8 protein-coding genes are annotated in these 11,302 nt (G+C 63.4%); 4 read left to right on the top strand and 4 right to left on the bottom strand.

Annotated elements, in window-relative coordinates:
- Positions 1-2 precede the first annotated feature (2 nt).
- From NHH88_05430 to NHH88_05415, 4 genes are all read right to left on the bottom strand, one after another.
- Positions 3-797 carry an NF038120 family PEP-CTERM protein gene (locus tag NHH88_05430; protein ID USX15241.1) on the bottom strand — a complete coding sequence of 265 codons (795 nt, stop codon included), beginning with the start codon at positions 795-797 and terminating at the stop codon, positions 3-5.
- A gap of 425 nt (positions 798-1,222) precedes the next feature.
- Entirely contained in the window at positions 1,223-3,871 is a 2,649-nt protein-coding gene (gene pepN / locus NHH88_05425; protein USX15240.1) for an aminopeptidase N, read from the bottom strand.
- A 141-nt stretch (positions 3,872-4,012) separates the two neighbouring features.
- Entirely contained in the window at positions 4,013-6,070 is a 2,058-nt protein-coding gene (locus NHH88_05420; GenBank protein USX15239.1) for a S9 family peptidase, read from the bottom strand.
- Positions 6,071-6,202: 132 nt separating this feature from the next.
- Positions 6,203-6,991 carry a transporter substrate-binding domain-containing protein gene (locus NHH88_05415; protein ID USX15238.1) on the bottom strand — a complete coding sequence of 263 codons (789 nt, stop codon included), beginning with the start codon at positions 6,989-6,991 and terminating at the stop codon, positions 6,203-6,205.
- A gap of 130 nt (positions 6,992-7,121) precedes the next feature.
- Between NHH88_05415 and NHH88_05410 the strand changes: the two genes are divergently transcribed.
- The 4 genes from NHH88_05410 (at position 7,122) to NHH88_05395 (ending at position 11,126) form a co-directional block, all read left to right on the top strand.
- Positions 7,122-7,700 (top strand): TetR/AcrR family transcriptional regulator, encoded by a 579-nt coding sequence (locus NHH88_05410; protein ID USX15237.1) that lies wholly within the window; start codon positions 7,122-7,124, stop codon positions 7,698-7,700.
- Positions 7,701-7,783: 83 nt separating this feature from the next.
- Positions 7,784-8,494 (top strand): SDR family oxidoreductase, encoded by a 711-nt coding sequence (locus tag NHH88_05405; protein ID USX15236.1) that lies wholly within the window; start codon positions 7,784-7,786, stop codon positions 8,492-8,494.
- Positions 8,495-8,876: 382 nt separating this feature from the next.
- On the top strand, positions 8,877-9,467 hold the full coding sequence (locus NHH88_05400) for a hypothetical protein (protein USX15235.1): 591 nt from the start codon (positions 8,877-8,879) through the stop codon (positions 9,465-9,467).
- Positions 9,468-9,767: 300 nt separating this feature from the next.
- Positions 9,768-11,126 (top strand): MFS transporter, encoded by a 1,359-nt coding sequence (locus NHH88_05395; protein ID USX15234.1) that lies wholly within the window; start codon positions 9,768-9,770, stop codon positions 11,124-11,126.
- Positions 11,127-11,302 lie beyond the last annotated feature (176 nt).

Below are 11,302 nucleotides of genomic sequence, written 5' to 3'. Positions count from 1 at the left end.
GCTCAGGCGTTGATCGAGGCGACGGCGGCTTTGGCTCCCGCCTTGGCGCGGCGGCGCGACAGCAGGCCCACCAAGCCCAGGCCGAGGCCCATCATGGCGTAGGTTTCCGGCTCCGGCACGGGGGCGACAGGGCCGACCGCGCTGATATCGAGGTTGTCAAAGGCGAACTGCGCCTGGTTTTCCGCGCCGGGAAGCAGCTTGTAGCAACCGCCGCTGCCGTCGAACAGGCAGGAACTGATGACCAGGCTGCTCAGGCTGACGTTGCCGAAGGCGCTCAGCGAGTTGGTGACGAACGGCGAGCTGCCCAACGTGTCGAGTAACGGGAAATCGTAGGCGACCGAAATGGTGCCGCCGTCGGCGCGCGTGCCCAGCAGGGTCAGCTGGCCGTACGAGTAGCTGGGCAAGCCGCCAACCGGGGCCAGGAAGGCGTAGTCGATGCTCGACACCTGGAAGGCGGCGTTGTCGCCGCGCGCCACCTTGAGGCTGCCGTCATTGAGACCCATGTAAAAATGGCTGGCGTTGCCGGTCGGGCAGGCCGCGATGACGCACAGATACGGGTCGCTGCCGTCGCCGATGGCGCCGGCCAGACCGGTGCCGTCCGGACCGGCGGCGGGCGTGTCGATCACGGTCATCGTGTAGCCGTTCTCACTCAGGGTCTCGGTGCCGCCGTAGATCGACGGGCCGATGGATTCGAAATCGATTACGCCGGCCATGGCCGGCGTGGCGCTCAACAGCGCAAGGGCGCCGAGGGCGGCGCCGGTTAATTTTTTCAGCTGCGCTTGCTTCAAGTGGTTCATTTCACTGCCCTTTTGATGAAAGTAATGGCGCCGTGGTCCGCCGGACCGATCGCCCGCTGGAACCCCTGTCTACTTTTTGTAGGTAACAATGAATATAAACAAACAACACAATTTGAGTAACTTAAGATTAATAATTATTATTTACTTATCATAATTAATTACCAAATAAAATACTGCTTCCGCTATGGAAGCAATGTCATGGCTATGTCACGGAATTGTGCCGATCTGATCATTTTTCTGTTGTTCTTTTACAAAACCCGCATGCCGAAATTGAAACCATGTAGTCCGGAAAAAGCTCCGCAAACAAAGTAAATTCCGGCATTTGCGTTTTACGTCCTCCTTGCCACGGCCATCGTCCGGCAAAACGCGCGGGCAAAAAAAAAGCCAGCGCAGGGCTGGCTTTTTCACCATAACGGCAACGGCGATTAAAATACTGTCATTGCTTTCTTGATGGCAACACACCGCTCATCTTCCTGATGCCTTACCAAAAGAGAACGTTTGGTGCCGGTCGACAAGTCAGGTAATTTCACAATTGCCGCCTGCAGGCGGCTGACGCTGGCCGGCGTGCAAGTGGCCGGTATCATCGTCTCCGCGTAGGAACGCATGAAGACCGGGCCGGCGGCCTTGTCGACCTGCCCCAGCGTGGCCAAACGCTGCTCCGCGCTGAGCTCGCTGAGGGCGCCCTGGCCGGCCGGATACATGACCTCCATCGCCTGGCGAATCTTCGAGAACGGCAACTTGGTTTGCAGGTCGCCGATGTTGGTCAGCCATTCGGCCTTCACTTTGGCGTCCGGCCGGATCACGCGCGCGGCCAGCGCGGCGGCCTGTCCGCTATCGGATTTGTCGCGCTCCTGCTCGGCAGCCAGCAAGGCTTCGCTGCCCGGATAGGCGAACCGGTTCAGGCGTTCGACGATATCCCAGCGCACATCCTGGCTGATGTTCAGGCCCGGCACCACCAGCTTGCCGCCGAGGATGTCGGCCAGTTGCGTCAGTGCCGGCTGGCTGCTGGCGACGTCGACAAACGTGGCGAACCAGCGGCGCTGGAAATTCTTGTCGGCGCTGGCGGCGGCGGTCGCCTTGAACGCCATCCGTTCCAGCTCCCCGCCCACTTTCGCGCGGTAGACGGCCGCCTGCGGCCCCATATTGTCGAGATAGGCCCTGGACTGCGCCACCTTGGTGAGGAGGTTGCCCAGCAGCGTGTAATCCTTCTCGCCCGGAGCCTGGGTCAGCACGGTGCCCAGGAAGGCGTTGAGCGGCAGCTTGGCGTCGCGCACGCTGTCCCACAGGCTCTGCCACAGCATCGAACGCAGCAACGGATCGGCGACCTTGTTCAGGCTCGATTGCGCGGTGGCGAACGACTTCTTATCCAGCCGGACCTTCGCGTAGCCCCAGTCCTGGTAGTTCGGATACACCAGGTCGGGACATGCCGCGCCCTTGAGTTCCGCCACGGCGGTGGCGCCGCCCTTGTAGGTCACCGCCAGGTTCTTGCTGAGCGACATGCCGTCCTGGCCCAGGTTGAACAGGCCGATCTGCACGCGCTGCTCGCGCAAGGTCGGCATCGCCGCGCTCGGCGCGCTTTGATGCAGACTGAACGATTTGATCTTGCCGCCGGCGCAGCTGAACTCGGCGGCGATGGTGTTCACGCCCGGCTCGTACAACCATTCGCGCGTCCACGGGCCGAGGTCGCGGTTGGCGGCCTGGGCCAGGCTACCGATGAAGTCGTCGAGCTTGGCGTTTTGGTAGGAATACTTGACCAGGTAGTTGTGTACGCCTTGGCGGAACACTTCCTCGCCCAACAGATGGCGCAACTGCTTCAAGGTCGAGGCGCCCTTCGAATAGGTGATCGCGTCGATGTTGTCGAAGGCGTTGGCGGTCGATGGCACCGGCGTTTCGATCGGGTGCGTGGTGACGCGCTGATCCTGCGTGTAGGCTTGCTGCTTGGCGTTGGAATAGAAGCTCTGCCAGGCGTGCGTGAACTCCGTGGCCTCGGCCGTTGCCAGGGTGCCCATGAAGGAGGCGAAGCTTTCGTTGAGCCACAGGCCGTTCCACCATTTCATCGTCACCAGGTCGCCGAACCACTGGTGCGCCATCTCGTGCATGATGACGCCGGCCAGGCTTTCGCGCTGCGCCGCCGTCATCTCATCCTTGTGCAGGAAGGCGCGCTCGGCGAAGGTGATCGCGGCGGCGTTTTCCATCGCGCCGTACAGGAAGTCCGGCACCAGCAGCTGGTCGTATTTCTCGAACTGGTAGGGCACGCCGAAGTACTGGTCGAAGAATTTCAGGCCGCGGCTGGTGTAGCCGAACCAATCCTTGGGCGAGACCTGGGCCGCCACCGACTGGCGCGCGAACAGGCGCATCGGATACGGGCCGCTGTTGTCTTCCCATACCTTGTACGGGCCGGCGTGCATCGAGAAATTGTACGGGCTGAGTTTTTTGCTGCGAGGGAAGGTCCAGCGCTTGCCGCCGTCGACGTCGGTGACGCCGGATTCGCGCATCGTCGACGACACCACCCAGTCGGCCGGCGTGGTGACGGTCACCTGGAAAGTGCCCTTCAGGTCGGGCTGGTCGAACAGCGCGAACATCTGGTGCGCGGCGGCCGGCTCGAAGTGCGAGTACGTGTAGACGCGGCCGTCGACCGGATCGACCATGCGGTGCAGTCCCTCGCCGTTGGTGCTGTGCAAGCGCGTGTAGGCGATGGCGACGGTGTTGCGGCCGGCCTTCAGATCCTGCGGCGCCAAGGTGATGAACCATTGGTTGTATTGCGGCGTGACGGCCTTGCCGTTGACGGTCAGGCTGGTGATGTTCGCCTTGTCGAGGTCGATGGTGAGCGGCTGCGTGGCGTCGCTCAGGTCGAACGTTAAGGTGGTGGTGCCGGAGAAGGTTTCCTTGCCGGTCAGCGCGAACTCGAGCGTGTAGTCGACATTGCCGACGCGCGCCGAGCGGGCGGCGGCGTCCTCTTGCGACAGATAGGCGTTCTCGGCGCGCGGGGCGGTGGTGGTGGCTGCCCTGGCTGCGGTGGCCACGGCAGCGCCATAGGCGAGCACCAGCGCCGCGACGATCATACTTTTTTTCATTTTTGCTTCCTTAAATATGGAAACGCCCGCGACGTTGGCGGGCGTTAGGAATAACCCGCACGGCAGGGCGGGGTCGTACCCTGCGGGTACGACCCCTAAGTGGCGTGGCGCGCGTATCGCTAAAGGCGGGCGGGGTTGGGTTTATTTCTTTAAGTACGTATCCAGCCAATCGATCACCGTGTGATGCCACAGCACCGAGTTGGCCGGCTTGAGCACCCAATGGTTCTCATCCGGGAACACCAGCAGCTTGCTCGGTATGCCCTGGCGCTGCAGCGCCGTGAACGTGCCCAGGCCCTGCGAGGTCGGAATCCGGAAGTCCAGGTCGCCCTGCACCACCAGCATCGGCGTCTTCCACTTCTTCACCTGCAATGCCGGGTTGAACTTCTCGTGCATTTCCGGCACGTCGTAGTACGGACCGCCGTTTTCCCATTCGGTGAACCACAGCTCCTCGGTGGCGTACGCCATGCCGCGCGTGTCGAATACGCCGTCGTGGTTGACGATGCACTTGAAGCCGTCGGACCAGTTGCCTTCGATCCAGTTCATCATGAAGCCGCCGTACGACGCGCCCAGCGCGCAGCTGCGCTCGCGGTCCAGCCACGGGAACTTTTGCACCGCCGCCGCCAAGCCCTTTTGCAAGTCTTCCAGCGGCTTGCCGCCCCAGTCGCCGCTGATCGAATCGGTGAACTTCTGGCCGTAGCCGGTCGAACCGTGAAAATCGATGAACACGGTGGCATAGCCGGCGCCGGCGTACACCTGCGGATTCCAGCGGTAGCTCCACGAGTTGCCGAAGCTGCCCTGCGGGCCGCCGTGCACCAGGAAGGCGATCGGATACTTGACGCCGGGCTTGGCGTCCCACGGCTTCATGACGTGGCCGTAGACGGTCTCGCCGTTGGCGCCGGCGAACGAGAACTGCTCGAACTCGCCGAACTTGACGTCGGCCAGCGCGGCCGCGTTCAGCTCGGTCAGCTGCGCGGCTTTGTCGCCGCTGCCGCCGAGCTTGAATTTGTACAGCTGGGCGCCGGACGACAGGCTGGCCTGCGCCATGACGATGGTGTCGCGCGCGACGTCGAAGCCGCTGACGTAGCCGTTGCCGGTCAGCTTGGCGACCTTGCCGCTGGCGGCGTCGATGCGGAACAGCGGATGCTGGCCGATGTCGTCGGCGGTGGCCAGCAGCGCCTTGCCGTCCGGGGTCCAGCGGTAGTCGGCGATCGAGCGATCCCAGCTGTCGGCGACGGTGCGCTTCTTGCCGCTGGCCACATCGACCAGCACCAGGTGGAAGCGGTCCGCCTCGAAGGTCGGCTTGTCCATCGCCAGGTAGGCCAGGGTCTTGCCGTCGGGCGAGTAGCTGGCCTTGGTGTCCCAGGCCTGGTTGTCGGCGGTCAGATTGGTCGGCGCGCCGCCGGTGGCCGGCACCGTATAGACGTCGAAGTTGGTTGACCACGCCTCGGTCTTGCCGGCGATGCGGGCGGCGAACACCACCGTCTTGCCGTCGGGGCTGAAGCGGTACTCGTCGCGGTCGCCGAACGGCTTGGACGGCACATCACCGTCGAGCGCGCCGCTCAGGCTGACCGGCTGCGCGCTGACCTTGCCGCTGGCGTCAATCGGCGCCGAGTACAGCACGTTGTTGCGCCCGTCCGCCCAGGTATCCCAGTGGCGCACGAACAGCTTGTCGTAGAGCTTGCCGCTGGCCTTGTCCTTGGCCTTGGCGTCCAGACGCGATTTGGTGCAGGCCAGGTCGGCGCAATCGCGGAACACGGCCAGGCTCAGCGCCAGGCGGTCGCCCTGCGGCGACAGGCGGAAGTTGTCGACGTCGATCGCCAAGTCGGTGACCCTGGCCGCCTCGCCGCCGGCCAGCGGCAGCCGCCACACCTGCGACGAGCCGGAACGGGCCGACAGGAAATAGACGGCATCGCCATTGGGCGACCATTCGGGATCGGTGCTGCTGGCGTCGGCCTGGGTCAGGCGCACGGGCGCGGCCTTGGGCGCGCGCAGGTCCAGCATCCACAATTGCGTGTTGCCGCGATTCTTGTCCATATTGGTGGAACGCACGGTGTAGACGACGCGGGTGGCGTCCGGCGACAGCGCGGGGCTTCCGACCCGTTCCATCTTGACCAGGTCTTCCACGGTAAAGCCGCGCGGCGCGGCCATGGCGCTGGAGGCCGCAACAGCGGTCCCAAGCAGCAGCAGGGGTAATCTCATTCGGGGATCTCCGACGTTTTAGAAAAATACCGGCTGGTGGCCGGTCGTCGAGCATCATACCAAGTTCGCGCCACGGCAAGTAAACTGTTACTTTACGCAACTTTAGCGGCAGAGTTTCCGCTAATGTTTCCGCTAATGGTTTTTAGGAAATTCGGAGATGAACTGGCGGAAGCCGGGCGTGTGGCGCGCCTGGGCGATGGCTTGCCAGTAGGCCTCGATTTGCGGCTGGTGCTTTTGGTAGAAGACCTTGTTGACGATCAGGTAGATGGGCGTCGTCTGGAACGGCGCCGGCAGCATTTCGATCTGTCCCCGGTACTTGCGCGCGACCAGCTCGCCGGCCTCCTCGCGCTCGGTCACGACCGCCGCCACCCGCTTGCCCGCCAGTTTGGCGAGCACCTGGTCCACGCTCGAGCCGCTGTCGTCGACCACGATGTCCATCTCGCGCAGCATCGGCATGTGCAGCAGATCCGGCTGCGCGCCCACCGGCTGTCGCCCCAGGCCGATGAAGCGCTGGCCATCCCAGGCCACCGTCCCGCCTTGCCTGCGGAAGACGGAGAAGTTCAACTCGCCGACGCCGCGACCGGGATCGGGCTGCGCGCCCTTCATCGGATAAGCGCCGTAGGCGGTGCGCTCGGGCGTGAAGGCGGCCAGCATGGCGTCGACCTGGCCGTTGCGCAGGCGGTTCATGCATTGCGAGCGGGGCGCGACGAGTTGCCGGATCGCCACCGGCTGCAGCGCCGAGGCGCGCCGCAACAATTCCAGCGACTGGCCGCAACCGTCCGGAAACGTCATGGGCGAGAACGGCTGGTCGAACACGCACAGCGTCATGTCCAGTGGCGCGGTTTGCGCCAGCGACGGCGCCCCCGGCAGCATCGAAGATAGCGCTAGCAATCCGGTCAACACCTTGGATTTGGTACGCACAGTAGATAACCCATATTCACCATCGGTACCCTAACTATATAGTTGGTATTGAGCATTGTCTATCAAACAATAAGTAACTTCCCGCGAAACAACGCTTGACTTACTTAAGACGACCGGTCATATTACGCACATGCCCAAACCTAACGTCAAAGAACAAATCGTCACCGCCGGAATGTCCCTGCTTCACAACAAGGGTTTCAACGCCACCAGTGTGCAAGACATCACCGAGGCGGCCGGGGTGCCGAAGGGTTCGTTCTACAACCATTTCACCAGCAAGGAAGAGCTGGGCGTGGAGGTATTGCAGCGTTATGCCCGACAGGCCGGCGAAATCGGCGCCCTGCTGGGCGAATCGTCGCCGCCGCCGCGGGAATGGCTGCGCGGCTACTTCGGAAAGCTGGTCGAGTCCAACGTGGCGTCGGAATTCAATGCCGGCTGCATGCTGGGCAATTTCAGCACCGAGCTGTCCAACCAGAGCCCGGCGATCCGGCAGACCGCGCGGCAGTCGTTCGCGTCCATGTGCGCGATGCTGGAAGAAGTCATCGCGCAGGGGCAGCGCGACGGCAGCATCGCCAGTGGGCAGCCGGCCAGGGAACTGGCCAATTTCACCGCCGACGCCTGGCAGGGGGCGGTGCTGCGCGCCAAGGCTGAAAAAGACCGCGCGCCGCTGGACCGTTTCGTCGACATGCTGCTGAACCGCATTCTTGTGTGATCGTTTTTTTTCTCCGGTTTTAAGATGACCGGTCATATTGTAACTTGCACTATCAACTCGCACTCTCATTGAAAGGTATCACCATGAACTTCAAAGACTCCGTCGTCCTCGTCACCGGCGCCAATCGCGGCCTGGGCAAAGCCCTGGCCGAAGCCGCCCTCAAAGCCGGCGCCCGCAAGGTCTACGGCGGCGCGCGCAACCCGGCATCGGTCACCCTGCCCGGCGTCACGCCGATCAAGCTGGACGTGACCAGCGCGGCCGACATCGCCGCCGCCGTACAAGCCATTCCCGACCTCACGATTCTGATCAATAACGCCGGCATCTTCAACGGCACGGACCTGACCGGGCCCAACGCCTTGCAGGTGATGCAACAAGAGCTGGACACCAACTTCTTCGGCCCGATGGCGCTGAGCCAGGCCTTCGCGCCGGCGCTAAAGAACAACGGCGGAGGCGCCATCGTCAACGTGCTGTCGGCGCTGGCATGGATCAGCATGCCGGGCACCGGCACCTACAGCGTCTCGAAGGCGGCGGCCTGGGCGTTGACCAACGGCTTGCGCGGCGAACTGCAGGCACAAAAAACACAGGTGCTGGCGGCCCACATGGGTTACATGGACACCGACATGGTGGCCGGCATCGAGGCGGAGAAAACCGCGCCGGCCGAGGTGGCGCGCATCATCGTCGCCGCGCTTGAAAACGGCGACGACGAAGTGCTCGTCGACGACATTTCCAGGCAGGTCAAGCAAGGCCTGGGCGCGCCACGTGGCATCTATCTGGGCGCGCCGCTGGCGGCCTGATTTCGCCGCATCGCAACAAAGCAAGCCGCGCCACAACAGGCGCGGTTTGATACAAAACTTTTTTTGATAGTGACTCATAAACGCCTACACGGCTCAGGAAAATGGGTGCATAATTTCCCACTCAGTCAGGAAGAGCACGCATCAGTAATCACCGGCATGGCAGGTGTATAACGCGTTTTCCCCGCCGGTAATCTTCGAAGTTGGAAGCAGATTTGGCACTTATTATTGCAGCACAATTATTGCTTTTTAACTAGTTGTGAACAATTGTAAATCGACGTTGAATGAGCTGGGCTCAGCGCTAAGGTAAACCCACTGGCCGCGCTGGCCGCAGAGCATTCCTCGCTTGCCGCGCAGCCGAAGTCAGACGAATACGGGAAACGTTATGCTAACTGCCACTTATGTCCTACTGACACTCTCCATCGAACAGAAAAAAGAACGCCACTTCATCTCGCGATTGCTGCAGCATGTACAGTCGATCGCGCGCCGTCCACAGGAGATCGACCCTGTGTTCATCGAGTCCCAGCTCAAGGAGCTGACCAGCTTTGCCGAAGCGCGCCACCAGCGCAAGGTCGAAGCCTGCCTGATGCCCGCCGTGCGCGCGGCCGATTCCAATTGCACCGCGTTGATGAACGACCTCGAAACGCTCAGCCGGCTGGGCAGCGCCATGCTCAACGCCGTGCACAAGTGCCTGCGCCGGGCGATGCGCCGCAGCGCGTCGCAAGGCAAATTCCTGTGCCGCACGATCGACCTGTATTGCCAGAATCTGCTCAAGCGCCTGGACAAGGAAGAACAGGAACTGCTGCCGCTGGCGCAAAAGGTCATCTCCAGCGACGAGTGGTTCGAGATCGGCACCCAATTCCTGGCGCAGGAAGACGGCGACGCCGCCACCAAGCCCGAATTGCGGCCCCGTCGCAACCTGGTCACCATGAACTACAACGCCCGCCCGGCAGTGGCTGGCTCGGCGCGGATCTAACAAACACGTAGGGCGGATTAGCGCAGCGTAATCGGCCATGCATGCGTCATCGGCGGTGCATCGATGGCCGATTACGGCGTTCCGCCTAATCCGCCCTACGTGTCTCCCCGCGTCATCCAATACCCCGTCCACGCGCCACAATGGTGCGCCAGCACATCCTTTGTTGTTTTGAGTTCCCCATTGCGCCAAACGCTTGCCTAAGAATTTAGGCACAGCTAATATCGGCTACATGCAGACCACTCTTGCCCCCGCATCGTGAACCATGGCGCCACGCTTCTGCACCTGCGCGGCGCTGCCGGCATGGATGCAATCTACCGCAAGATCAGCTGGCGCCTGCTGCCGCTGCTGATGCTGTGCTGCGTGGTCGCCTACATCGACCGCGTCAACGTCGATCTCGCGCAGCGCCACATCCAGGACAGCCTCGCCTTCGGCAACCAGGTCTTCGCCTGGGGCGCCGGCGTGTTCTTCTTCGCCTACGCGCTGTTCGCCGTGCCTTGCAACCTGCTGCTGGAAAAACTGGGCACGCGCAAAATCCTGCTGCGCATGATGCTCGGCTGGGGCGCGGCCACCGCCGCCGGCGCCTTCGTGCGCACGCCGCTCGAGTACTACACGATCCGCTTCCTGCTCGGCATGTGCGAAGCGGGCTTCTTCCCCGGCGTGATCCTGTATCTGACGTATTGGTATCCGGCCGCGCGGCGCGCGCGCGTGTTCGCCGTCTTCGCCTCGGCCACGCTGATCGGCGGCATCGTTGCCGGGCCGCTGTCGGGCGCCATGCAGCAGGCGCTACATCTGCACAGCGGCATGCAGGGCTGGCAATGGCTGCTACTGGCGCAAGGCTTGCCGGCCGCGCTGCTCGGCATCGCCGCCTACTTCTATCTCGACGACCATCCCGACGATGCCAAATGGTTATCCGGTTTCGAACAGCAGATGGTCAGGCAGGATTTGAACCGCGATGAAACCGCGCTGGCCAAGGCCGCCGGCATCGACGAGGATGACGAGGACGAGGACGAACCGCCGTCGACCTTCGCCATCATCTGGTCGCTGCTGCGCGATCCGGCCATCTGCCTGCTGGCCCTCGCCAACCTGATGTTGGCCGGCGCCAGCTACGCGCTGGCGCACTGGGTACCGGCGCTGATGCAGCGCTGGGGCGCGGGCGGCCCGCTGCAACCGGGCCTGCTGGCGGCGATACCCGGCATCGTCGGCATCGTCGGCATGATCGCCATCGGCTACGACTCGGACCGCCGGCGCGAACGGCGCGGCCACTTCATCGCTTGCATGGTGCTGGCCGCCGGCGGCCTCGGTCTGGCCATCGCCGCCGACAACGGCCTGGCGTGGTCGCTGGCCGGCCTGTCGCTGGCGTCGCTGGGCATCTCGTCGGCGCTGCCGCTGCTGGTGGCCATCCTCACCGACCTGCTCAACCGCCAGCGCGCCGCCACCGGCATCGCGCTGGTGGGCGGCCTGGCCATGATGGGGGGCGCCGTCGGCCCGGCGTTGAGTGCGCGCGTTCTGGCCTGGGGCGACAGCGCCGCCATGCTCGCCGCGCTGATCGGCATGTACCTGGCGGCGGGACTGATCCTGATGCTGGCGCTGCGCATGGCGCCGCGTCGCGGCGGCCCGGACGCCAAGGCCGGCCTCAGCGACAAGATAGCCCGTAACTGAGTGTTCGGCTAGAATCGTGGACGCGTCGCAATCCGGCGCTCCCGTTCACCCAACCTCAAAGCGAACTATCAATGCGTTTTGTCCTGCCCTTCTCCACCACGCTGGCCGCCACCCTGGCTGCGACACTCACGACACTCACCACCTGCGCGGCCAATGCGGCCGCTCCCACACCGATC

This window comes from Oxalobacteraceae bacterium OTU3CAMAD1 (genome assembly GCA_024123915.1).
Classification (GTDB): Bacteria; Pseudomonadota; Gammaproteobacteria; order Burkholderiales; family Burkholderiaceae_D; genus Rugamonas.
Note: the sequence above shows the minus strand (reverse complement) of the source record. Positions and strands in the feature narration are given on the sequence as shown.